The organism is Streptococcus equinus (assembly GCF_900104225.1).
In the GTDB taxonomy this organism is placed as follows: Bacteria; Bacillota; Bacilli; order Lactobacillales; family Streptococcaceae; genus Streptococcus; species Streptococcus equinus_D.
Genome location: NZ_FNJK01000002.1, coordinates 89,767 through 113,776, shown reverse-complemented (window position 1 = coordinate 113,776; position 24,010 = coordinate 89,767). Strand labels below are relative to the sequence as shown.

Annotated in this window: 21 protein-coding genes and 1 riboswitch; of the genes, 3 read left to right on the top strand and 18 right to left on the bottom strand. The window is 36.9% G+C overall.

The window, feature by feature from the left end:
- Positions 1-47 precede the first annotated feature (47 nt).
- From BLP98_RS03345 to BLP98_RS03335, 3 genes are all read right to left on the bottom strand, one after another.
- Positions 48-2,282, bottom strand: a complete 2,235-nt coding sequence (locus tag BLP98_RS03345; protein WP_074481914.1) for a DNA internalization-related competence protein ComEC/Rec2 — start codon at positions 2,280-2,282, stop codon at positions 48-50.
- The gene (locus BLP98_RS03340) at positions 2,272-2,952 is read right to left on the bottom strand and encodes a helix-hairpin-helix domain-containing protein (protein ID WP_074481913.1); all 681 of its coding nucleotides are present in this window, start codon (positions 2,950-2,952) and stop codon (positions 2,272-2,274) included. Before BLP98_RS03340 ends, BLP98_RS03345 begins: the two co-directional genes overlap by 11 nt.
- 95 nt (positions 2,953-3,047) lie before the next feature.
- On the bottom strand, positions 3,048-3,794 hold the full coding sequence (locus BLP98_RS03335; RefSeq protein ID WP_074481912.1) for a lysophospholipid acyltransferase family protein: 747 nt from the start codon (positions 3,792-3,794) through the stop codon (positions 3,048-3,050).
- A 116-nt stretch (positions 3,795-3,910) separates the two neighbouring features.
- Between BLP98_RS03335 and BLP98_RS03330 the strand changes: the two genes are divergently transcribed.
- A complete protein-coding gene (locus BLP98_RS03330) occupies positions 3,911-4,672 on the top strand; it encodes a tRNA1(Val) (adenine(37)-N6)-methyltransferase (RefSeq protein ID WP_074481911.1) in 762 nt (253 codons plus the stop codon).
- A complete protein-coding gene (locus BLP98_RS03325; RefSeq protein ID WP_074481910.1) occupies positions 4,647-4,922 on the top strand; it encodes a GIY-YIG nuclease family protein in 276 nt (91 codons plus the stop codon). Before BLP98_RS03330 ends, BLP98_RS03325 begins: the two co-directional genes overlap by 26 nt.
- A gap of 39 nt (positions 4,923-4,961) precedes the next feature.
- Here BLP98_RS03325 and BLP98_RS03320 read toward each other — a convergent pair whose 3' ends face one another.
- The 5 genes from BLP98_RS03320 to BLP98_RS03300 form a co-directional block, all read right to left on the bottom strand.
- Positions 4,962-6,536, bottom strand: a complete 1,575-nt coding sequence (locus tag BLP98_RS03320; RefSeq protein WP_074481909.1) for a degradosome RNA helicase CshA — start codon at positions 6,534-6,536, stop codon at positions 4,962-4,964.
- Positions 6,537-6,885: 349 nt separating this feature from the next.
- A complete protein-coding gene (locus BLP98_RS03315; protein WP_074481908.1) occupies positions 6,886-8,430 on the bottom strand; it encodes a peptide chain release factor 3 in 1,545 nt (514 codons plus the stop codon).
- A gap of 155 nt (positions 8,431-8,585) precedes the next feature.
- Positions 8,586-9,596: a polymerase gene (locus BLP98_RS09525; RefSeq protein ID WP_327084535.1), complete on the bottom strand. Its 1,011-nt coding sequence runs from the start codon at positions 9,594-9,596 to the stop codon at positions 8,586-8,588.
- Between the two features lie 148 nt (positions 9,597-9,744).
- Positions 9,745-11,109: a UDP-N-acetylmuramoyl-tripeptide--D-alanyl-D-alanine ligase gene (locus tag BLP98_RS03305; protein ID WP_074481906.1), complete on the bottom strand. Its 1,365-nt coding sequence runs from the start codon at positions 11,107-11,109 to the stop codon at positions 9,745-9,747.
- Between the two features lie 67 nt (positions 11,110-11,176).
- The gene (locus BLP98_RS03300) at positions 11,177-12,124 is read right to left on the bottom strand and encodes a bile acid:sodium symporter family protein (RefSeq protein WP_074481905.1); all 948 of its coding nucleotides are present in this window, start codon (positions 12,122-12,124) and stop codon (positions 11,177-11,179) included.
- 179 nt (positions 12,125-12,303) lie between these two features.
- A riboswitch (THF riboswitch) is annotated at positions 12,304-12,394 on the top strand.
- Positions 12,395-12,437: 43 nt separating this feature from the next.
- Between BLP98_RS03300 and BLP98_RS03295 the strand changes: the two genes are divergently transcribed.
- Positions 12,438-12,995: a folate family ECF transporter S component gene (locus BLP98_RS03295; RefSeq protein WP_074481904.1), complete on the top strand. Its 558-nt coding sequence runs from the start codon at positions 12,438-12,440 to the stop codon at positions 12,993-12,995.
- A gap of 77 nt (positions 12,996-13,072) precedes the next feature.
- Here BLP98_RS03295 and BLP98_RS03290 read toward each other — a convergent pair whose 3' ends face one another.
- The 10 genes from BLP98_RS03290 to BLP98_RS03245 form a co-directional block, all read right to left on the bottom strand.
- A complete protein-coding gene (locus tag BLP98_RS03290; protein ID WP_074481903.1) occupies positions 13,073-14,119 on the bottom strand; it encodes a D-alanine--D-alanine ligase in 1,047 nt (348 codons plus the stop codon).
- Between the two features lie 232 nt (positions 14,120-14,351).
- Positions 14,352-15,596, bottom strand: coding sequence for an acyl-CoA thioesterase/BAAT N-terminal domain-containing protein (locus tag BLP98_RS03285; RefSeq protein ID WP_234792780.1), 1,245 nt, complete (start codon positions 15,594-15,596; stop codon positions 14,352-14,354).
- Positions 15,562-16,065 (bottom strand): MarR family winged helix-turn-helix transcriptional regulator, encoded by a 504-nt coding sequence (locus BLP98_RS03280; RefSeq protein ID WP_159427426.1) that lies wholly within the window; start codon positions 16,063-16,065, stop codon positions 15,562-15,564. Before BLP98_RS03280 ends, BLP98_RS03285 begins: the two co-directional genes overlap by 35 nt.
- Before the next feature lie 101 nt (positions 16,066-16,166).
- Entirely contained in the window at positions 16,167-16,763 is a 597-nt protein-coding gene (gene recR / locus BLP98_RS03275; RefSeq protein WP_074481900.1) for a recombination mediator RecR, read from the bottom strand.
- Between the two features lie 57 nt (positions 16,764-16,820).
- A complete protein-coding gene (gene pbp2b, locus BLP98_RS03270; RefSeq protein WP_074481899.1) occupies positions 16,821-18,905 on the bottom strand; it encodes a penicillin-binding protein PBP2B in 2,085 nt (694 codons plus the stop codon).
- Between the two features lie 174 nt (positions 18,906-19,079).
- Positions 19,080-19,628 (bottom strand): hypothetical protein, encoded by a 549-nt coding sequence (locus tag BLP98_RS03265; protein ID WP_074481898.1) that lies wholly within the window; start codon positions 19,626-19,628, stop codon positions 19,080-19,082.
- 177 nt (positions 19,629-19,805) lie between these two features.
- On the bottom strand, positions 19,806-20,327 hold the full coding sequence (locus BLP98_RS03260; RefSeq protein WP_074481897.1) for a transcription repressor NadR: 522 nt from the start codon (positions 20,325-20,327) through the stop codon (positions 19,806-19,808).
- 198 nt (positions 20,328-20,525) lie between these two features.
- Positions 20,526-21,218 (bottom strand): phosphoglycerate mutase, encoded by a 693-nt coding sequence (locus BLP98_RS03255; RefSeq protein ID WP_074481896.1) that lies wholly within the window; start codon positions 21,216-21,218, stop codon positions 20,526-20,528.
- A gap of 378 nt (positions 21,219-21,596) precedes the next feature.
- Positions 21,597-23,480: a heavy metal translocating P-type ATPase gene (locus BLP98_RS03250; RefSeq protein ID WP_074481895.1), complete on the bottom strand. Its 1,884-nt coding sequence runs from the start codon at positions 23,478-23,480 to the stop codon at positions 21,597-21,599.
- A 2-nt stretch (positions 23,481-23,482) separates the two neighbouring features.
- Positions 23,483-23,797 (bottom strand): ArsR/SmtB family transcription factor, encoded by a 315-nt coding sequence (locus BLP98_RS03245; protein WP_074481894.1) that lies wholly within the window; start codon positions 23,795-23,797, stop codon positions 23,483-23,485.
- Positions 23,798-24,010 lie beyond the last annotated feature (213 nt).

The following is a 24,010-nucleotide window of genomic DNA, read 5'->3' as shown; positions in this document are numbered from 1 at the left end:
AACAGCCGTCAATCGACTACTGTTTTTATTTTGCTTTTGACTTAAGTTCACCTCACTGTTTCGATTTTCCAGTGGTTTAATCCTCTAAAGCGGATAGCACCTTGTTCATCAGTACGGTAAATAGTCATGTTTTGTGCTTGAAAGCGTTCAAGCGTTTCTTGATGAGGATGCTTGTAGCGGTTATTTTGTCCTGCGGAGATTACTCCTATTTGCGGGGAAATATGAGCTAGAAATTCTGGGCTCGATGACCCTTTTGAGCCGTGATGTCCTGCTTTTAAAACATCAACTGGCAGATTGGGATAAGTTGCTATCATCTGTTGCTCGCCCTCTTCTTCCAAGTCTCCTGTAAACAAAAAATTCTTGCCCAGAAGATTGCCATAAAGCACCACCGAATCATTATTTCCACCGTCACCAACAGCATTTGGATAGAGCACCTGCAAGTGACTTCCCATAATTGGCAAGTTATCTCCTGCAGAAACTGCGCGAACTGGCGTCTTCATTTGTCGAAATTTAACCACAAAATCTGGCTTTGTGAGACTTCCTGGACTCACCAGGACTTGACCAATTTTCAGCTCTTTTGCGACTTCAAGCATATCACCCATATGGTCGGTATCCGTGTGCGTCAAAACCAACTGGTCAATTTTACCAATTCCTCGACTTTTCAGATAAGGAATCAGTGTCCGCTCAGCATTGCTATCAGCTAAGCGCTTTTGCCACGATTTTTTCTCACTAAAACTCACTTTTCCGCCCACATCAATTAACAGCGTATGCCCTTTAACATCACGCACAAAAATACTATCTCCTTGCCCAATGTCAACCACCGTCACTTCGTTTTCCAGCGGATGCTTGATTTGGAAAAATAGCAAAGCCATTATGCTAAAAAGGAAAATGGCTACTTTTTTGTGTCGATAACAGTCATAGAGAAGTCCTATTATTAAAAGTAATAGCAATAAAATTCCTAGACTTGGTCTGCCAAAAACAAGTGGTGTGCCAATCAGCGACTTGCTAAATTTGATGATAGTTTCTAGAAAAACAAAAAATGGATTTAACGCGGTAATTTTAACCAGAGGTGATAAAAGAAAAACAAAGGTCAAAACAGGTAAGATAAGCGTATCAAAAGCCAGTGAAAAAATAGCTGTTAAAAGCAGCGACAAGGGTTGAAATACTGAGAAGAAATATAGCAAAACCGGTAAACTTCCCAGCGAAATCGCCAAACATTCTGTAAGGATTTTTCGATAATGACTAAACCCATCAAAATCAATAAAACTCAGGATAAAAGCGTAGGTAAAAGAAAGAATTCCTCCTGTTGTCAGCAGGAAATTTGGCATCAAAATAAAAAGGGTCATTAAAGTAAAGGCAAGATTATCTAATTTTTTTATGCCAAGATTTGCAAAAGCAGACTGAATAAGGCTCCGAACAACTGAAACCGAAAAGCCTGTCAAGCCAGCATATACAAGTGAAAACGGGATTTGCAGTATATCCACATAATCTCGCCGTAACCCAAGACGTAAAAAAATAAACCGAAAAAGTCCCACAAAAAAGCCCACCTGCATACCAGACAGAGCAAAAAGATGAATAATCCCTAAACTAGTGTAAACATCACTCATCTCATCAAAAGACTTATCCAAATATCCAAACAAAAGGCCAGTCATGTAATGTTGCATGGGAGCAGGAAAATTCCTTTGAATACTGACAATCGCCTGTCTTCTAAGTTCATGTAGTCGTTCAAAAAAACTTAAAGAGCTCTGCTGTCTCATTTCAGTAATCGAAGAAAGATTAGCAATCCGATAAATGCCTTCATGTTTAAGGTAAGTGCGGCAATCAAAACCACCAAAATTCCGCTGTGGCGTTGCCTCTTCTAAATCCACCTGCCCTGATAAAAGCACTGTTTGATTAAGATTTTTAAAAAATTTCTGCTCTTTTTCTGACTTCAAGGTATAAAAAACTTGGTAAGTATGCCCAGCTTCCTTACCTCGAAAGGATAATAAATCACCATTAACCGAAATCGTATCAGGAATCATCTGGATTTTTGTTAAATGAGCTGGCGCCGCTTGATAAGCCTGTTCTGTCTGATTAGCCTTAGTCAGGAAAAATATCGCAAAAAAAGCCAAGCACAGTGAAACCTGACACCAAGCCTTCCAACCATACTGTTGCCATAAAAACAGCAAGGCTAACAGGAGTAAAATCAGACATAACACCACTTTTTCAAAACAAAAATAATAAAGTAAAGTGAGCAAAAAAGCCAATTGAATTGGCTTAATAGGAAAATACTTAGTCAACAGTCACCTCAGATTTTAATTTTTCTAAAGTCTTCTCACCAATGCCAGAAACATTTTTCAAATCATCAACGGATGAGAAACCACCATTAGCATCACGATAATCAATGATATCTTGCGCACGTTTAGCCCCAATGCCAGAAATAGTTTGGAGTTCTTCTGTAGTTGCGGTGTTAAGATTGATTTGCGCTGAGCTGTCACCTTGTACCCCGCTAGCTGTCGTTGGTTTAGCTTGAGAAGGTGTGCTTGCTGGTGTGACTTCTTCACCAATTTTTGCCACATAGACAACCGCTTCGTCAGCTAATTTTTCAGCTAAATTGACTGACTTCTTATCAGCATCATCTGTAAATCCGCCAGCTTTTTTGACCAAATCCGTGACACGGCTGCCATTTGACAATTCATAAACACCTTCATTTTTAACGGCACCCTTGATATCAACAAAAATTTTGCCAGAATCATCTTGAGAACGTGATGTCATAGTCTTTGTCTTTGATGGTTCAAGACTTGAACTTGCTGGGATACTACTAGAAAGCGCAGGTAAATCACTTTGTAGCTGCGCTTGTGGTCTAGTCATACTAGACCAAGCAAAGAATGCCACAAGCATAACAAGCACCGTTCCTAAAACCGCCGCTACCGTCTTATGTTCCAAAAGTCTTTCTTTCATCTCTTCAATCATCCTATTACCTCACCTTTTAAGCATTAGAAAAAGGCTCCTCGGAGCCCTTACTTAATTATTCGAAAAAAACTCGGAAAATCCGAGCTTTTTCTTATTTATTTCATTTTACGGTGTTTATCAGGATCCCAGACAAAGCTTGCAATGTAACTAAAGAGTAATGTCAAAAGAACAACGACAATAGCTACCAAACCAAGCGGAACACGATAAATGTATGTCAATGGATTTGGTTTTTTATTGATGTGGTAAGTTGCATTTTCAGCATCCAAACGGTCAAATTCAGTTTGAATACGGTTTGCCACTTCTTCGATACCTTCATCGTTCATGCGTTTGATGTCAGAAATATCAATTGGGTTACCAAAATTCATGTCAACACGTTCACCAGTCAAAAGACCTTTTAGTTGCATTGGTCCTGCGTAAACAACTGGCATGATTTTAACTTTTGCCATTTTAGCGATGACAGCAACCCCACCTTTAACATCTGTTGAATGACGACTTCCACTTGGAAACATGACAAGTGAACGATTGCTTTTTTTCAACATGTTAATTGGGTATTTGATGGCTTTTTGACCAGGATTTTCACGGTCAATTGGAAAGGCGCCACACATGCGAATCCACCAACCAAATATACGATTTGTGAACAATTCCTTTTTAGCCATGAAAATGAATTGTTTTGGACGAGCAGCGAAAGCCATATAAACAGGGTCCCACCATGTACGGTGCGGTGCAACCAAAATATAGTTTTCATCTTTGCTCAAAATTTTGTCTTCATTGTGATAATGGGCATTACCATTGATAATCCAAAGAAGGAAAACCACTAGCCCGCGTAAATAAGTATAAAACACAGATTTACTCCTTTTTTTCTCATTACCTTACATTGTACCATGCTTAAGCGGTTTTAGAAAGTAAAAATTAACGACCTCGCTAGTGAGAATAGGCAAAATCTGCTATAATAAATGTCATGACTAAATCAATTTTAAAAGAAGGTGAGCGTATTGATCAGCTCTTTTCGACAGATGTAAAAATTATTCAAAATAGAGAGGTTTTCAGCTATTCTATCGACAGTGTCCTCTTGTCACGTTTCCCAAAAATTCCATCACGTGGCTTGATTGTTGACCTCTGTTCTGGAAATGGTGCCGTTGGACTTTTTGCCAGCACCCGCACTAAAGCGCCAATCATCGAAGTTGAAATTCAGGAGCGCTTAGCTGACATGGCAGAGCGTTCAATCCACTTGAACCACTTAGAAGACCAAGTTCAAATGATTAATGATGATTTGAAAAATCTTCTAACTCACGTACCGCGAACTGGCGTTGACTTAATTCTGTGCAATCCACCATATTTCAAGGTGTCAGAGACTTCTAAGAAAAATGTATCTGAACACTATCTTCTAGCTAGACACGAAATCACAACAAACCTTGAAGAAATTTGTGACATTGCAAGACACGCTCTAAAATCAAATGGAAGACTTGCTATGGTGCACAGGCCAGATCGCTTTCTAGACATCATCGATACCATGAGACAGTACAATCTGGCACCAAAACGCATCCAATTCGTTTACCCAAAAATGGGAAAAGATGCTAATATGCTTTTGATTGAAGCTATCAAAGATGGTTCAACCGATGGTCTAAAAATCCTTCCACCACTTTTTGTTCACAAAGAAAATGGCGAGTATACCGACGATATTTTTGAAATCTATTATGGAAAAAACGGAAAGAAAGACTAAAAAAGCTTTTATGTACGTGGTAGAGTGTGCAGACGGTACGCTCTACACTGGCTACACTACAGATGTAGAACGCCGCATCAAAACGCATAATGCAGGTAAAGGCGCTAAATACACAAAAAGCCGCTTACCTGTCAAACTCATTTACCAAGAAAGTTTTGATAGCAAAGAAGCCGCCATGTCCGCAGAAAGCTATTTTAAACAAAAAACACGACAACAAAAACTCGATTATATTAACGAACACAAAGCTTAACCAAAAACGCACCCTGCTCAAGCAGAGTGCGTTTTACTATTATCTTTCCCCTTTGTTACGGATAACAAATCCATTTTTCTTCTCACTAGATGTACGATGAGGACGTTTGTTATCTTTATTTTGGAAATCGCGTTTGTTTTTAGATGATGTGCGTTTGAAATCGCGGAATCCATTATCACGGTCATCACGTTTGCGATCACGACCGCCACGACGGTTATCACGTCCGCGTCCATTGCCACGTCCACCTTTACGGTTATTGAATCCACCACCTGATGGTTTGAATGGTAATGGTTTTTCACGCGCAATTTCAACTTTTGGAAGAGTTTCAGGATCTTTAACTGTCAAGCTCAAGATGTATAAAGCCAACTCTTCTGGTGTGAATTCTGCAGCCAATTTAACCGCATCCCCTTTGAATTTATCAAAGTTATTACGGATAGTTTCATCCGCAAAATCACGTTCAATTTTCTTAAGGGCAACTTTTTTCTTCGCTTTAAAAGCTTCATCAGCTGTAGCTGGTTTCATACCTTTCATGCGTTTTTTAGTCAATTTTTCAATGATTGACAAGTAACCCATTTCATTTGGAGCAACAAAAGTAATCGATTGACCGTGTTTACCTGCACGTCCAGTACGTCCAATACGGTGTACGTAGCTTTCTGGATCTTGTGGGATATCATAGTTATAAACGTGTGTAACCCCTGAAATATCAAGACCACGCGCTGCAACGTCAGTCGCAACCAAAATATCGATATTATCATTTTTGAAATCGCGTAGGACACGAAGACGTTTACCTTGATCAAGGTCACCGTGAATACCTTCTGCACGATAACCACGCAATTTCAAACCACGTGTCAATTCATCTACACGACGTTTTGTACGTCCAAAGACAATTGACAATTCAGGTTGATCAACGTCCATAAGACGTGTCATTGTATCAAATTTATCTTGTTCTTTAACACGAATATAGTATTGATCGACAAGATCAGTAGTCAATTCTTTAGCAGCTACTTTTACGTGTTCAGGATTTTGCATAAATTTAACACCAATACGTTTGATAGCTTCAGGCATAGTAGCTGAGAAAAGAAGCGTTTGGCGTGTTTCTGGCACACGGCTGATAATAGCTTCGATATCTTCTAAGAATCCCATGTTAAGCATTTCATCTGCTTCATCAAGAATCAATGTTTCAACGTGTTCAAGTTTTAAAGCTTTACGTTTAATCAAATCAAGCAAACGACCTGGTGTCCCAACAACAATATGAGCACCTGAACGAAGAGCTTTGATTTGTTTTTCAATGCTTGAACCGCCGTAAACTGAACGGACTTTAACACCTTTTTCACGACCAAAACGGAACAATTCTTCTTGACCTTGAACTGCTAATTCACGTGTTGGAGCGATAACCAAGGCTTGAACAAGATTACGACTTGTATCAATTTTATCCAAAGTTGGTAAACCAAAGGCAGCTGTTTTCCCTGTACCAGTTTGCGCTTGTCCGATAACATCCTTACCTTCCAATGCCAAAGGAATTGTTAATTCTTGGATTGGAGATGGCTCAACAAAGCCTGCTTTTTCAACAGCAGCAAGGATTGCTTCCGATAAGTTAAGTTCTGTAAATTTCAAATTTTTCTCTTTTCTAAAAGGCAGTGCGAAGCTGCCTTATTAAACTTTAGTTTCGTTGTTTAACAACTTAACTAGTGTAACACATTCTAAGTCAAAAAGATAGGAAACAGTTTCATTTATTATCATTAACACGTTTTCATAGTGTCAATTATTTGAATATTCTTTAAAAAAGCTATTTGACTTTTTTTAAAGGATTTTTAAGTTTTCTTTAAGGTATCATGGCTATAATAAAAAACATCCTAAAACTTTTCTTTTTCATAATCTCAAAAGAACAGCTCTGATTCGTCAGAGCTGTTCTTTTACACCCGTAACAAATAAAAGGTCTGAGCAATGCTCAGACCTTTTATAATTACATTTTTTCTTCCAAATCAACATCTGGGTATTTGTCTGCAAACCAACGAAGCGCAAAATCGTTTTCGAAAAGGAAAACAGGTTGATCAAAGCGGTCTTTAGCCAAAATATTTCGACTTGAAGACATGCGTTCATCAAGGTCTTCTGGTTTAATCCAACGAACAGTCTTTTTACCCATTGGTGTCATGATAACTTCAGCGTTGTATTCATTTTCCATACGGTGTTTGAAAACTTCAAACTGCAATTGACCAACCGCACCAAGCATGTATTCACCTGTTTGGTAGTTTTTGTACAATTGGATAGCTCCTTCTTGCACCAATTGTTCAATCCCTTTATGGAATGATTTTTGTTTCATAACGTTTTTAGCGGCAACTTTCATGAACAATTCTGGAGTGAAGGTTGGCAGTGGTTCGAATTCAAATTTATTTTTACCAACTGTCAACGTATCCCCAACTTGGTATGTACCTGTATCGTAAACCCCGATAATATCACCAGCAACGGCATTTTCAACATTTTCACGTGATTCAGCCATAAATTGAGTCACGTTTGATAATTTCACTGATTTTTTCGTACGAGCAAGATTCACGCTCATACCACGTTCAAACTCACCTGAGACGATACGCACAAAGGCAATACGGTCACGGTGACGAGGGTCCATGTTAGCTTGGATTTTGAAAACAAATCCTGAGAAATCTTTATCGTAAGGATCGATTTCATTACCTTCAGTTGTTTTGTGACCATGAGGTTCTGGTGCAAATTGCAAGAATGTATCAAGGAAAGTTTGCACACCAAAGTTTGTAAGGGCAGAACCGAAGAAAACTGGTGTTAAATCACCTGATAAGATAGCTTCTTCTGAGAATTCATTTCCTGCTTCTTCTAGCAACTCAACATCTTCCAAGACTTGTTGGTAGAATGGGTTGTTAGCAAATAATTTGTCACCATCTTCAAGCGCTGCAAAACGTTCATCACCTTTGTAAAGTTCCAAACGTTTGTTGTACAAATCATAAAGCCCTTCAAATGATTTCCCCATACCAATTGGCCAGTTCATTGGGTAACTTGCAATACCAAGCACTTCTTCCAATTCTTCCAAAAGATCAAGCGGTTCACGACCATCACGGTCCAATTTATTGATGAAAGTGAAGACAGGAATATTACGGTGTTTTACAACTTCAAAGAGTTTTTTCGTTTGTGCTTCGATACCTTTGGCTGAATCGACAACCATGACTGCAGCGTCAACGGCCATAAGGGTACGATAAGTATCTTCAGAGAAGTCTTCGTGCCCCGGTGTATCAAGGATATTAACACGTTTACCAGCGTAATCAAATTGCATCACTGATGAAGTTACTGAGATACCACGTTGTTTTTCGATATCCATCCAGTCAGATTTAGCAAAGTTACCTGTTTTTTTACCTTTTACAGTACCTGCTTCACGGATTTCTCCACCAAAATAAAGTAATTGCTCTGTAATTGTCGTTTTACCAGCATCCGGGTGACTGATGATGGCAAATGTACGACGTTTTTTAATGTCATCTTGAATTGTCATTTTATTTCCTTATTAATCTTAATTATCTCTTTAAAAACGTATCACTCATTAACGATTATAGTGGCTACATTGGTCCACTCCTTTTTCACTGCAATACAAAAATAGAGCCATGGACTCCCATAACTCTATTATTATAACGAAAATTAAACGCTATTTCAATATTTCTCCTCTAGCTTATCACCAGAAACCGCAAAATAATTCAGCAATAAGATAGTGCAGATTTCAATACTTGCTCCATAATGTTCCATAGTACCAATAAAGAATGTCAACAAGAAAAGCAAGGTATGGAAAAGCGTGAACTTTTTACCTTTTAATTGAACCAATAAAAAGATTGGGTACATACAGAAAAGAATAATCCCCTGACGCAAAAGCGAATCAACGTAGAAGCTATCATCGTACATCATACTTCCATTGATTTCTGTAAAAATTGGAATGTTTCTTGGCAGCCAGTTCAAGCCAAATTGTTCAAGATAAGCATGACCAATACTAGTACGTCCAGTAAATAAATGATCTAATGTTACAAAGACAGGATTATCTGGAGTATAATATCTCGGCAAAGCAAGCCCAAGTCCAAACATTCCGATTACAATTGGCATGATAAGATATCCAGAAACTTTAATCCTTGATAGGATTGGTTTTAAGAAATAACATAAAATAATTGCAAGTGCAATCAAAACTGATGTTTTTGAATCAGTAACAGCAAAAACCAACAAGGAAGTTAACAGCATAATTAACCCATTGATTAAACTAGAAGGTTTCTTAATTAATGAAAAATCATATAGTAAGGCAATCAAATACATTCCAAGTGAATTTGGGTGCATAAATCCATATGAGTGTCGAATCAAATCCTTGTTTGGGCGATACATTGTCATATCAGAAATAATATGGCTATTATAAGCAAACAGTACTAAGATTGCTACAAGTATCTTAAAATAAAATAGTGCTGCCACTAAATTGTCATCTTCCCTATCAACACTAACCGATAACAAAAAGAAGACAATCATACTTAAATCATCTATTGAGGTATCCAGATAGCCTATTGTCGGTAAAAGTAGCATAAAAGCCAGCGCAAAAATTCCAGCTAAAATTTTAGCAATTGAAAAACCTGTTCGACGAAAGTTCCATAAATAAATAGCAAATCCACCAATAATTGACAGGCTAGACATAAACAGGAAGACCTGTTGTGGAAATGGGTAACGTTTTAAAAACCACGCTAAAAATAAAATACAACATTCAAGGAAATACAACGCTCGGTAGATAACAACCGAGTCTTTATTTCCCTCCTTAACACTTTTCTCTACCATCTCCACCTCACTAGTTTTCCAATGCTTCTACAACTTTAGCGAGATGCATTGAATTACTTCCCTTCAGTAAGATTTGGTCAGCTGGTTGTAAAACAGTTTGAACTGTTTTTAGCATGTCATCAAATTGATCTTCATCTGCAGTTTTCTTAAAGTAATAAACCTTACCGAGTGGGAACATTTGACTAGCAAGTTGTGCTAATTCTGCAATGTCTTCTCCATAGAAAATAAGAGTGTCCAATGTTTCAGGTGACAAGCTCATAATCATACGTTTGTGAAGTTCAACAGACTGTTCACCTAATTCTTTCATATCCGCAAGCACAGCGATTTTCTTACCACCTTCATTGGCAGGAATTTTAGAGAATGTTTCTAAAATCAAACGCATAGCTGTTGGATTGGCATTGTATACATCTGACAAGATATCAGCACCATTAGCAGCTTTTTTCCATTCTGTTCGGTTACGTGTTAGTTCAATGTTTTCTAGAGCTTCAACGATATCATCATCAGAAATCGCCAATAATTTACCGACGTAAGCTGCTACCATAGCATTCGTAGCATTGTATTTTCCTGGTACAGGAAGGGTAATTGGACGATTAATAACATTTGTCGTAAACGTTAAAGAGTTTTTGCTTTCTTGTAAATCCTGGACAGAGATTTCTGCACCATCACCAAAACGAATAACCATTTGGCTTTCTGGCAAATATGGATCAACAATTGGATCAGCCGGTGCAATCAAAATACCATCTGAATCCATTCCATCGACAATTTGAAGTTTTCCTTTTGCGATTTTTTCACGGCTTCCGAAGAATTCTAAATGAGCTTCACCAATCAAAGTCACAACACCAATATGTGGCTTAGCAAGTTCTGATAAGAGATGAATGTCTCCCATATGATCTTGTCCCATCTCAAGAACAATCTTTTCAGTGTCATCTGGCATATGAAGTGCTGTATAAGGCAAACCAATTTCATTATTATAGTTACCTTGAGTTTTATATGTCTTGTATTCTGTTGATAAAACAGCAGCAATCATATCTTTCGTTGTTGTCTTACCATTTGAACCAGTGACTGCGATGACATCAACGCGTTGTTTTTCTAAATAATAGCTTGCAAGAGCTTGAAAAGCTTCCAAGCAATCATCGACTAAAATATAGGGATGGCCTTCTACTTCTCGTTCTGAAAAAGTTGCAACTGCACCATTTTCAAAAGCTGTTTCAATAAAATCATGCCCATCACGCGCACCTTTTAAAGGCAAAAACAAATCGCCTTTTTCAATCTTACGACTGTCAAATTCAATTTGTCTCAGAGGAACGTCATCAAAATCCGAAATAGTGTTCTTTGCGCCAACCACCTTGGCGACTTCGTGTAAGTTAAGTTTCATTTTTTATTATCTCCATTATAAAAAGAGCCTTTTGGCTCTTCCTATTATATCACAAAATAAAGTGCTCTCAAGCATTTTCCTTACGGACCTTAGAATGATTCTTCCACCATGAAGACAAAATTGATCCAGAGATATTATGCCAAATTGAAAAAATTGTTGAAGGAATAGCTGCTTGTGGAACAAAATACTTCATTGCTAAAGTTGCCCCTAAGCTTGAATCCTGCATTCCTACCTCAAATGTAATAGCTTTTTGTTGAGGTTCTTTCAAATGAAGAAGTTTTGAAAAGACAAAACCAAGCCCATAACCACAAAGATTGTGTAACATAACAACAGGAATAACTAAAGCTGTTGCTGTTGTAAAAATATTAGCATGATTTGCTGAGACAACCGCACCAATAATCAAAAGAATCGCTAGCTGTGAGATTAAAGGCATCAGCTGAATAATGGCATTGATTTTTTTACCTAAAAGTGTATGAACCAACACCCCTAAAATAATTGGCACAACAACAATTCTTAAAGTTGAAAGAAAAAGACTAGCTGCTGGTACGGCAATAAATTGCCCTGCTAAAATTGATAACAATAACGGAAGCATAATTGGCGCTAAAAGCGTTGAAAGGATTTCAATAGAAACATCCAAAGCAACATCTCCTCCAGCCAAAAAAGCCATCACACTAGAAGACGTTCCACTTGGACAAGATCCAACTAAAATGACCCCAGCTGCTGTTGCTCCTGTTAAATGAAAAATATGACATAAAAGCCAAGCTAAACTTGGCATAATAATATAATGTGCCACTGTACCTAGAATGACAGGAATTGGACGTTTAGAAATACGGATAAAATCTTCAGTCTGAAGTGTCAGCCCCATCCCAAAAAGAATAATTCCCAACAAATACGATGTATTAGGGATAACCCAGGTACTAGTCTGAGGTAAGAGATAATTAAAGAAAGCCCAAATAATAACAACCAAGGTAAACCATTTACTAAGTTGTTTTGAAAAATCAGTTAGTTTTTCCATCATTTTCTCCTTAACTAAAAAGCTTTTTATCAGCAAAGCCTTTGATTTTTACAGCTTCATTATACGACTAATTTCAGAATTTTCAATCTTTTTACGTAATCATTTTCGTTTATTTTCCAAATCATATTCAAAAGAATCTTTTTTGTGATACAATAAACCTGTAAGGAGATAAAACCTTACACAGAGTAGATGATTCGCGTTAAGTGTGTGTGAATGGGATGTCGTCACACAACGAAGCAATTTGCGCGGTGAATCGTTGCATCCGCTGTTATTTTTTAACAGCTCCAGTTTTATGTTTTAAAAAGGAGCAAACATGAAAAACATTTTTCAAACACCCAAACTCACCCCTAAGCGCTTAGTTAGTCTTGCTATGTTAATTGCGCTTGCTTTCATTGTCGGGAAATTCTCAATTCCCATCATTCCACAACAATTAGTGGTTAGTTTAACCTTTGTTGTCAATACCATTATCGGAATGATTGCTGGTCCGATTTGGGGAGCTATCAGTCTTGCTATTCTTGATGTTGTCGATAACCTATCAAGCGGTGCTGGTAACTTTATCATTTGGTGGACTATCATGGAAGCTGTTCAGGGCTTTTTCTATGGCCTTTTCTTCTACGGAAAAGAAATCAGCTGGTCAAGTAAACACGATTGGCTTCACGTCACATTTGCCACACTCGTAACTATGCTGATTGGAACCTTTATCTTCACACCACTACTTGTTCAAATATACTTTGGTGTGCCATTCTGGGCACAGTATCTTGCAGGACGTTGGCTCAAAATTTTTGAAATTCCACTACGTATTATCATTACTATGCTTGTCGTACCAAAACTACAGAAAATTCCAGAATTGCGCAAGCTTGAAAATCTATAAACAAAAAATCTCAGAGAGTTATCCCATCTCTGAGGTTATTTTTGTACAGTAAAAAAGCACCTAACGGTGCTTCTTTTTTAGATCAAGTGGCTTTCGCGTTTTTCAAACATTTCTTTAGCCAACTCAACCAATTTTTCAATCAAATCTGAGTAAGCAAGTCCCATGTTTTCCCAAAGAAGTGGATACATTGACCATTGTGTGAAACCAGGCATTGTATTCAATTCGTTAAGGTAAACATTACCTTCTTCAGTCAAGAAGAAATCGCAGCGTGACAATCCGCATCCGCCGATAGCACGGAAAGCTGTTGTTGCATAACCACGCATTTCTTCCATAATATCGCTATCGATATGTGCTGGAATATCCATAGTAATTTTATTATCGATGTATTTAGCATCGTAATCGTAGAAAGCAACGTCTTTAACAACTTCACCAGGCAATGTTGTTTTCACGTCAGCATTTCCTAAAATACCAACTTCGATTTCACGCGCATTGACACCAGTTTCGATAAGAATACGGCTATCATATTTAAGAGCAAAGTCAATAGCTGAGCGAAGTGCTGCTTCATCTTCAGCTTTTGAGATACCTACTGAAGAACCCATGTTAGCTGGTTTAACAAAGACAGGGTATGTCAATTTGTCATTTACTTCTGCTACGGCTGCATCAAAATCAGAACCTTCAACATAAGTCACGTAAGGAACAAGTGGAACTCCTGCAGATTCAAGGACATGTTTTGTTGAAATTTTGTCCATTGCAACACTTGATGACAAAATGTTAGTTCCAACATAAGGCATTTTAAGAACTTCAAGGAAACCTTGGACAGAACCGTCTTCACCCATTGGTCCGTGAAGAACTGGGAATACTACTGCGCCAGGTTCATAAATATCACTTGGTTTAATTTTTTGACTTTCAACAACTGTGTCGTTAGTCATCAATTTTTCATCATCAGCAGGTTTGCTAAAGAATTCTTGTGTTTTAATAAAATCACCAGATTTTGTGATGAAGTAAGTTTTCACAAAGAATTTATCATAATTAATCGCACGCATGACGCTTTCAGCTGATAAAACAGATACTTCACGTTCCGCAGAACGTCCACCATAAAGTAAAACAAGCGTTTCTTTTGCCATAAACTTTAATTACCTGAACAGAAAAAAGGTACCAAGTTTTAATATACTTAATAACATTTTTCATCGAACCAAGAAGCCTCACAAAATAAGCCAAATCTCAGTTCAAGTTCAATTCCTTTTCTATTACAATTTCCTAATTATCATACCACAAAAGAAGCCGCCTTTCAAACAAGATTGGGGATTAGATGGAAGAAAAGATGACAAAGGATGAGGGGGTGCAAATAAGATACTTTTACAAATAATTCTTAAAAAAATCTATTGTTGCTTTCCAAGAAATAACAGAATCTGATAACAAATTCTCTTTTAAAATATTAGTGTATCGCTGATTAGGTTGATAAGCAATTGTTAGCATATGACCTCCATTGTTCAATAAAATAGACTTTACCAATCCATTTTTTCTCTTCTGCAACTGCTTCTCTAATAGTTTTATTGAAAACTCTGTATTCCAAATTTCATCAGATTTCTCACCTATCATTAATACATTAGCTCCTATCTCTTTCGCCTTAATCAAGCTACTGAGTTCATAATCGCTAAACTTTTGTCCTAAAAATTTTTCTTTAAAAAATTCTCTGATACTAAATTTTGTATAAGGTAGTTCTTTATTCTGATATGTCCAAGAAGAGTGTTTAGAATTTATCCTGCCTTTTAAACCTTCTAATATAGCACAAGAGGGGGAATTGACAACAAGGCACCTAAATTGTGAAAAAAGACTTGCTGCAACCAAAGATAACTCCGCACCTTTAGAACGACCATATAAACCAATTCTATTTTCATCTACAATGTCTAAATTGACTAAATAATCTAAATTTTCCTTTACAATTTCCAAAGGTATTCGATCCAAATACCTGCTTATTCCCCTAAGACCAAAATAAGCAACCGCTAAAGTTACAAAACCTCTACTTGCCAACAACTGAGCTATATTTTGTGCTTTTTCTATTCGACCATCACTACCACTAAATACAATGATTGCTGGTAAATTTTGAGCATTGCTAGGATAAAATAATCTTGCTTGATATTTTGAAGAAATAATCGTTTCATGCGAAATCTCTGGTAACTGATAATAGCGTTTGAAGATTTTTTCAGCTATTTTTTTACTTTTAGAAAAAATTTCAATTTTTACATAAAAACTGTCATAAACAGGAATATCCCTAACGTCTTCCAACAAATGATTTTTCTTTGATTTTAAAGGTCTACAAGAAAAAAATAATCCCATATCAATTTTACCTATATAATCTCCTTCTAGAGATATACAATTATTAACAGAAACTACCCCATTATCGTCAGCTTGATATTTTGCCCAAGCATACCAAGGTGTTTCAGAACCTATTCTCATCGGCGCATTAATATTATAATAATCCAGTAAGGTCATATGAACATCAATAATCTGATTTGGTTTTAATTGATTAATCATAATATCGAATTTATCATCAGCTAATAGACTTTCACTCTTCAAATTTATTTTGATCGTTTTCTTCACTAACTTCCTCATCTCCCTTCCAGTAATCATGATTATTTGTACTTTCCCATACATTTTCAATAGTTTTCATCAATTCTAAAACCTCATTTAAAAATTCTGCTGAATAGGAGGCTAAAATACTATAAATTTCTTTTTCTAAGTAGCTTTGTTGCAAATCATGTTGTTGGACGACGTCACACCCAGTATTCGTTAAATATAGTGAATGAGTATTGGAAGTTTTATTTTTCGTTTCTCTCATTAAAAAACCTTTTTCACTTAGTTTATTAACCATCTGAGTAACTGCACTTCTAGAAATTTTCTTTTTTCTAGCTATTTCGGATAGATATTTTGGCTTTTCTTTAGCAATAAATACCAAAAAATGAACCTCAGTTATAGATAGTTCTGGATACTTTTCCATTTTGTGCTGTCTTTTTTCTAAACGGTTATAACTTTTAATAAAAGCAGACAGATGTTTATTAATATTTTCCAAAATTTTCCTCATCTCTTTTGTTAAGTAACTTAACAAAAGTTTACTATGTTTTAAAAAAATATACAAGCAAAAAAGCAGCATTTCGCTGCTTTTCTCGTATCCTACAATTCTGTTCGGTTTTCGATAGCACGAAGTAGGGTAACTTCGTCGGCATATTCGATATCTGAGCCAACAGCCAGTCCACGTGCTAAACGTGTTACCTTGATTCCTGCTGGTTTTAGGACGCGTGAAATGTACATTGAAGTCGCTTCACCATCTGCGGTGGCGTTGGTTGCAATAATAACCTCACTAACCTCACTATCCATCAAACGTGTAATCAATGATTTCAAATTAATATCATCTGGTCCAACACCATTCATTGGTGAAATCAAACCATGTAAAACATGATACAAACCATGATACTCTTGAATTTTTTCCATGGCTGAAACATCTTTGGAATCTTCGACAACCAAAATAACAGAACGGTCACGAGTTTCATCAGTACAGATGCTACATGGATCTTCATCCGTTAAATTCCCACAAACAGAACAATAAGTTAATTCACGTTTAGCAGCTAATAAATTCTTGGCAAATTCATTTACCTCTTCGTCTGACATTCCAATAGTATAGAAAGCTAAACGAGTAGCTGTTTTAATCCCAATTCCTGGTAATTTTGTAAAACTATCAATTAACTTTGCAATTGGTGTTGGGTAGAGCATAGTCTCTCCTTTCCTCTAATAAAGTCACGAGCCGACTTTTTGCCGACTCGAACTCTCTTAATTATTATTAGCGTAAGTTGACATATACAAGTTAATAATGTCACGCGCAATTAATTGGTTAGGGTGATTATCATCACTTGTTAAGTGCGGAATAATAACCGCAACCGCAATTTTAGAATCATCATTTTTTGAGTAGTCATAAGCAAGAACACTCAAATTGACAGTTGTCACAGCATTGCCATTGTCATCAAGGGCATATGTTTCGGCAGTCCCTGTCTTACCGGCAATCGTAACATTTCCTCTCATATGAGTACCAGTTGCATAACCACTTGTACTATTAACTACTTGGTAGAAACCTTGTTGAAGCAGAGCCATATCGCTACTTGAAATGTTCACCTTGTTCAAAACATTTGTCTCAATTGTCTTAGATAAAGTTCCAATTCCTGTAGTGCCATCATTATCGTAAATACTATCAACAATATGTGGTGCTACACGGCTACCACCATTTGCCACAGTAGCTGCGTATTGAGCCAGTTGCATTGGTGTATAGGAATCGTACTGACCAAATGCTTCTGTCAAGACATTACCTGGACTGTAATCATCTGAAAGGTAGCCAGTAGTTATTTCTGGAAGATCAATACCAGTACTTGTCCCCATACCATATTCAGCATAAGTCGCACGAAGTTCTTCCATAGCTTCTTTTGTACCAGTTGTTGCAAGTGCCATACCTGAATAGTACTCTTGCCCCATCATTTTAAGAGCTACTTGAACCATGTAAGTATTTGAAGAGTACTCAAGTGCTTGTACTGCTGTGATATTTGTCGCACCACTGCCTGTGAACCATGATTTAATAGCTGGAGAACCCGCAAGATTAATTGATTGGTCAGCAATCACTTGGTTCCCAGAGATAGCGTTATTTTCCCATCCAGAACTAATGGTTGCCGCTTTGACAACAGACCCTGGAACAAAGTTATCATTAATCGTACCAAGAGCATCAAGCGTCGTTGTTGAAGAACCAGTATCATGTGACAAACCAGCCATTGCTAAAATCGCTCCTGTTTGAGGGTTCAAAGCAACGGCATAGGCACCTTCTGAATAAGTTGCAAAACCAGCAGCAAGCTCAGCATTGTAATACTGATTCAAGATGTTTTCTACACCAGATTGGAAATCTGAATTAACGGTCAACTTCAAGTTCTTACCAGCTTTTCCTTCGCTAGTAATGTTATCAGAAACGACGTTACCATTTTTATCCGTCGTAATTTCACGAACAGTATGTGTACCTTGTAAATCATCTTCGTAGGCTTTTTCAAGATAAGATGTTCCGACTCGGTCATTCATTGAATAACCTTTAGCAAGATACTCTTCTGCTTCTTCAGCTGGTAAACCAGATTGTTTTGATGATACCGTACCGATAAGGGTTGAAAGTGAGCCAGTTGATGTTTGGCGATCCCAGTCAGTAGCAATAGAAATTCCTGATAATTTTGAACGATTTGCAGTGATGTATGCAATTTGTTCATCTGTTAAATCACCAGTTGTTAAATTAACCGTACTGAAAGTTGAGGCAGCATTCATTTGACTGAAGATATAAACCAACTTCAACTCATCTTCAGAATAATTAATCTCATCATCAGTTACAGCTTTAACGGCATTGGCATAAACTTTAGATTCTGTTAAGTTATTACCATAACTATCATATTTTTGATTATCTGGAAGACTCTTAACGACTTTAGCATAAGTGTCTGAGTCAGCCAAATAATAATCTTTTTTCTGACGTGTTGTCACGTTAGTTTCTGTGAAATCAACTAACGTTGATAAGGTTTTTGCCAAGTTTTTCATATCCTCAGCAGTGATTGTATTACTACGTGTAAAGGCAACAACCTGCTTAACATTATTCGAAACTAATAAGTTACCTGCAGCATCAAAAATTTGCCCACGGGGACTTGATGACGTCACTTTATAGGTTGTTGACGAATTTAACTTATCATCATAGAAGGATTTATTTAAAATTTGCATCTGCGCTAATCTTAAAATAATCACTGAAAATAAGACAACGATAACCGCAAAAATCAAGTAAATACGTTTTGTGATACTGGTTGTTTTTTTGGCAATTTTAATCTTGCTCAATCTCTTCTTAACTGACATTCTTTCCTCACAATTAAAAGCTTCGTTTTATATTTTATCACAATTTACTTAAAAGAGAGTGTCACAAAATGTAAAAGTTTCACTTTTTTACATATCCTTTTTTCAAGAAAATCAACAAATAAAATTGAGACATTTTAAGCAAGAAAAAAGGAGGAAATTTATTCCCCCACCATATTATTTTGCGTCAACTGAAAAATCAACGCCAACTTTATCACGCAAGAATTTCCAAAGAAAATAAGCGATGTAAAAATCAATACATCCATGAACAAGAGAGCCTAAACCAATCAAGCCCACCAAAGACCAAATATAAGCAGCTCCTGTATGAGCTCCTGCTGTCAAGGCAAGAACGACGATAAACTCTGCCAAACCATGCAAGATATTTAAGAAAAGCGCTAATCCAAATGTCAAAGCTGGTTTTTCAAGTAAAGCTGGACGTTTTTTAATCATCACAGCACCAACAATCGCAAAAAGTAAATGCGATACCGCGCGCAACACAATAACAATTGGAAAACCTGCTAATAAGAAACCTAAGCTTGTTCCCAAAGCAACTAAAACAGCCACTTGTGGCGAGATGAACATAGCCATAAAGACTGGTACGTGACTAGCCAATGTAAATGAAGCTGGCCCGATAACAACCTTAACTGGCATAACCATAGGAATTAAAATTCCAAAAGCAACTAAAATAGCTGTAAAAGCAAGAGACTTAGTTTGATGACGTCTCATATGACAACTCCTTTTATATATGATAATACCTGAATGATCCCCAATTATCACTCAGGCATGACGATAGCTTTTAATCAATTAACTACCAGGTAATACACACGTTTTTTTGAAAATAGTTAACTGACCTTGCTTATTATAAATAAAAAAAGAACAGGTGTCAAGACACCTGTAACTGCTTTAGTTTGATTTCAAAAGCAAACCTTTATCAGATAAAATAGACTTAATTTCTTCAAATTCATCTTTTGAATGACATGATAAAGTGTGAGTATGAATACCATCGGTTAAAGATGAGAGAAGTGTTGCATTTGAATGCTCTACCTTATCTACAAAATTATCAATATCTTCTTTACTTTTGATATTAAGCGGCGCTGTTAACATCCCGTAGACTGGGTGTTCAACTTCCACATCAACCATAATACCACCTTTAGAAACAACACAATCCAATTCCTCTTTCGTTCTATCTGGACCATGCTGACAAGCAATTTTTCCAATAAATTGATGTGAATAAAGTGCTTGTGACAAGACATAACCTTTTGGCGTAGAAATCACATCATGATTAGCCGCTCTCAAAAGAGCCACATCACCGACAATAATTTGACGACTCACACCAAGTTGGCTTGCTAAAGTACTAGCTGAAATGGGAACTTGTGTCTGACTCAAAATATCAATAATTTTTTGACGACGCTCTGCTGCTTTCATAAAAGCCCCCTTTACAAAATATATTACTTACTACTAATCATACCATAAAAACTATGAAATATAGAAGACTTATCTCTTGAAATTCCTAATCACTCTATCTCGTAACAAAAAGGGTAACAAATTCAAAAAAAGCACCCTAGGAGTTAGCCTAGAATGCTTTTATATCAAGGGTTTTAAACCTTATAATCTCTTATCAGATTATTTACCCAAGAAGTATTCGTCAGTAACGTTCAATTTTTCGTCAAATTCGAATACAAGTGGTGGGAAGTTAGGGATTTCAACATCCATAATTTCGTCATCTGACAATTGTTTGATGTGTTTTACAAGAGCGCGGATTGAGTTACCGTGTGCACCTACAAAGACGTTTTTACCATCTTTAAGAGCTGGAGCGATTTTATCTTCCCAGAATGGAAGTGCGCGTTCCAAAGTAACTTTCAAGTTTTCTGCATCTGGAACAACTTTGTCATCAAGGTTAGCGTAACGACGGTCAGTGTGTGCTGAGTATTGATCGTCTTTAGCCATAGCTGGTGGCAATACATCGTATGAACGACGCCAGATGTGAACTTGTTCGTCACCCCATTTTTCAGCAGCTTCAGCTTTGTTTTGACCAGTCAAACCACCATAGTGACGTTCGTTCAAGCGCCATGATTTTTCAACTGGAACCCAAAGTTGGTCAGAAGCTTCAAGAGCAAGGTTAGTTGTTTTGATAGCACGTTTAAGAACTGATGTGAAAGCAAGGTCAAATTCGATTCCTGCTTCTTTGATCAATTTACCAGCTTCGATAGCTTGTTTAGTACCTTCTTCTGTAAGGTCAACGTCAGCCCAACCAGTGAAAAGGTTAGCTTTGTTCCATTCAGATTGCCCGTGACGTGCAAACACTAATTTTACCATTAGATAAAGTCTCCTTTTAAGTAATACAAGGGCTATTAACACACAGCGAAAAATAGATAGTAATCTTACTAGTTGACAAGCAACCAGAGAAGTTAGACTATTTTTGGCTCAGCATTTTAGCCAACTTAATTTATTACGACCAGATAAAGTCGCTTACCCTTACTATTCTACCCAAAAAGCTCTAAAAAAGCTAGTATAATTGCTAATTTTCTGTAAAAGAGTCTGACATCCTTGAACAGTCACTAACAGAACTTTGAAAAGCAATAAAAAATGGCATGGCAACCATTTGAAACTCAAAATCGTGCCATACCACCCCACTCTCTAAAAGAAAATGGTAGCTTTCTATATGATTAAGGCTATTATAGTTCAAAAAAATTTCTATGTCAATTTCATTGTTCGCATAGCATTTAGTGTTGCAAGAACTGTTACACCAACATCAGCAAAGATGGCAAGCCACATATTAGCTAAACCTAGACTGGCCAAAATCAAGACTAAAACTTTAATGCCGATTGAAAATACAATATTTTCTCTTGCAATAGTAATTGTCTTACGGGCGATTTTTATTGCTTGAGCAATTTTTGATAATCGATCGTTCATGACAACCACATCTGCTGCTTCAATCGCAACGTCACTTCCAAGACCACCCATGGCAATACCAACATCAGCTCGAGCTAAAACCGGTGCATCGTTAATTCCATCTCCGACGAATCCAACTGTTGATCTAGGATTCTTTTGTGCTAGGTAGTTTCCTAACTCTGTAACTTTATCTCCTGGAAGAAGCTCTGCTTTATAATCTGCCATTGCTAGCTCATCAGCAATTTTTTGAGCCACTTCGTGACGGTCACCTGTTAGCATAACTAGTTGTTTAACACCAGCTTTTCGAAGCTCTTGCAAAGCTTGCTTAGTATCAGATTTGATGCAATCTGAAATCACAATATGTCCGGCATAATTTCCATCAATAGCTACATGAACAATAGTTCCAACTTTATGACATGGTTTCCAATCAGCTCCCAAAATTTCCATAAATTTAGTATTACCGACAGCAACATCATGTTCATTAATTTTAGCGCTGATGCCATAACCAGATTTTTCAGTTACATCAGTGATTGAACAATCATCAGCTTCTTTTTCGTAAGCTTCACGAAGCGATTGAGCGATTGGGTGACTTGAAAAACGTTCCACATGACTCGCCAAATGCAACAGCTGTTCTTCTTTGACGTCAGTAGAGTGAAGAGCAGTAACTTCAAAAACACCTTCTGTCAAAGTTCCTGTTTTATCAAAAAGCAATGTTTCTAGAGATGCCAAACTTTCAAGATAATTTGATCCCTTAATCAAAACACCCGCTTTTGAACTTGCTCCTAAACCTCCAAAGAAGCTAAGCGGAATCGAAATGACCAATGCACAAGGACAAGAAATGACAAGGAAAGTAAGCGCACGACTCAGCCATTCTGGGAAATTAGCAAGAAAATCTCCTGATACCAGCGGTGGTAAAAAGGCTAAAATCAAAGCTGCAATTACTACTGTTGGTGTGTAGACTTCTGCAAATTTTGTCATGAAACGTTCGCTCTTGGATTTGTTTGCCGTTGAATTTTCCAGTAAATCCAAAATTTTACTTAAGGTTGAATTTTCAACAGAATGCAGAACCTTAACACGAATCACCCCTGTCATGTTAATCATCCCTGACAGAACCTGATCTCCAACCTGAACACTTTGTGGCAGACTTTCACCTGTCAAAGCTGCTGTATCCACTGAAGATTCACCAGAAATCAAGATTCCATCAATAGCAACCTTCTCACCAGGTTTAATGGTAATCACTTGCCCTTCTTTCAAGTCTTTAGGATCAACATCAACTGTCTGAGATCCGTCTTCTAAATGAACAAGATCTGGTCGCAAATCTAGCAATTCTGAAATGGATTTTTCACTATTACCTTCTGCAATGTGTTCAAAAAATTCACCTACTTGATAGAAAATCATCACAAACACAGCCTCGGCAAACTCAGCTTTACCAGTCATAAAACTAAGGGCAAATGCCCCAAGTGTCGCTAATGACATCAGAAAATGTTCGCTAAAGACTTTTCCCTGACTTATTTTTAGCAGGGCTTTTTTCAAAACATCATAACCCGCCATTAAAAATGGAATGGCATATAACAAAGCTTGAGCTGGCAAGCCAATATGATTTAGCTTAACCACAGCAAAAACAATAATAAACGTCAGCGTTGCTAACAAAATTCTAAAAAGCTTCTTTTTATGTTTACCTGACACGTTTAATCCTCCTGATAATGTTCTACAACAGACTCTAAAACTTGGCTAATATGCTTATCAGCAAGAGCGTAGATCTGATTCTTCCCTTCACGTCGAACAGAAACAATCTTTAAATTTTTTAACATCGTTAATTGATGCGAAATTGCTGACGGTGTCATTTCTAAAATCATCGCCAATTCACTAGACTTCATTTCTCCCTTGCTCAAACAGCAAATGATTTGCAAACGTGTTGTGTTTCCAAGAGCTTTAAAAAAGCTGGTAACATCATCTAGCAAATCTCCTTTTAGCAATTTTTGTGATTCATTAGTCTCAATCATCTTAAATCTCTCCAATATTTTTTATAAAACATTTGAACAATTACTCAAATGTTCTACTGTAATCACTATATCACTTTCACGTATACATTTCAAGAATTAGCTAATACATTCGTTTTTTAGGTCATTTTTTCATATTTTACTGTCAAAATATGGAAAAATATTCAAAAAAAGCATAGAAATAGCACTAAAAACTTTCTGTTTATCTCACTAAAT

Coding starts and splice junctions, on each gene's coding strand:
- BLP98_RS03290 (WP_074481903.1), bottom strand. CDS start 14,119: ATGGCAAAAGAAACGCTTGTTTTACTTTATGGTGGACGTTCTGCGGAA.
- pbp2b (WP_074481899.1), bottom strand. CDS start 18,905: ATGTCAGTTAAGAAGAGATTGAGCAAGATTAAAATTGCCAAAAAAACA.
- BLP98_RS09525 (WP_327084535.1), bottom strand. CDS start 9,596: ATGTCTAGCCTGTCAATTATTGGTGGATTTGCTATTTATTTATGGAAC.
- BLP98_RS03325 (WP_074481910.1), top strand. CDS start 4,647: ATGGAAAAAACGGAAAGAAAGACTAAAAAAGCTTTTATGTACGTGGTA.
- BLP98_RS03295 (WP_074481904.1), top strand. CDS start 12,438: ATGAAAAACATTTTTCAAACACCCAAACTCACCCCTAAGCGCTTAGTT.
- BLP98_RS03300 (WP_074481905.1), bottom strand. CDS start 12,124: ATGGAAAAACTAACTGATTTTTCAAAACAACTTAGTAAATGGTTTACC.
- BLP98_RS03245 (WP_074481894.1), bottom strand. CDS start 23,797: ATGATTGAGACTAATGAATCACAAAAATTGCTAAAAGGAGATTTGCTA.
- BLP98_RS03330 (WP_074481911.1), top strand. CDS start 3,911: ATGACTAAATCAATTTTAAAAGAAGGTGAGCGTATTGATCAGCTCTTT.
- BLP98_RS03315 (WP_074481908.1), bottom strand. CDS start 8,430: ATGACAATTCAAGATGACATTAAAAAACGTCGTACATTTGCCATCATC.
- BLP98_RS03340 (WP_074481913.1), bottom strand. CDS start 2,952: ATGATTGAAGAGATGAAAGAAAGACTTTTGGAACATAAGACGGTAGCG.
- BLP98_RS03305 (WP_074481906.1), bottom strand. CDS start 11,109: ATGAAACTTAACTTACACGAAGTCGCCAAGGTGGTTGGCGCAAAGAAC.
- BLP98_RS03265 (WP_074481898.1), bottom strand. CDS start 19,628: ATGAGACGTCATCAAACTAAGTCTCTTGCTTTTACAGCTATTTTAGTT.
- BLP98_RS03260 (WP_074481897.1), bottom strand. CDS start 20,327: ATGAAAGCAGCAGAGCGTCGTCAAAAAATTATTGATATTTTGAGTCAG.
- recR (WP_074481900.1), bottom strand. CDS start 16,763: ATGCTCTACCCAACACCAATTGCAAAGTTAATTGATAGTTTTACAAAA.
- BLP98_RS03255 (WP_074481896.1), bottom strand. CDS start 21,218: ATGGTAAAATTAGTGTTTGCACGTCACGGGCAATCTGAATGGAACAAA.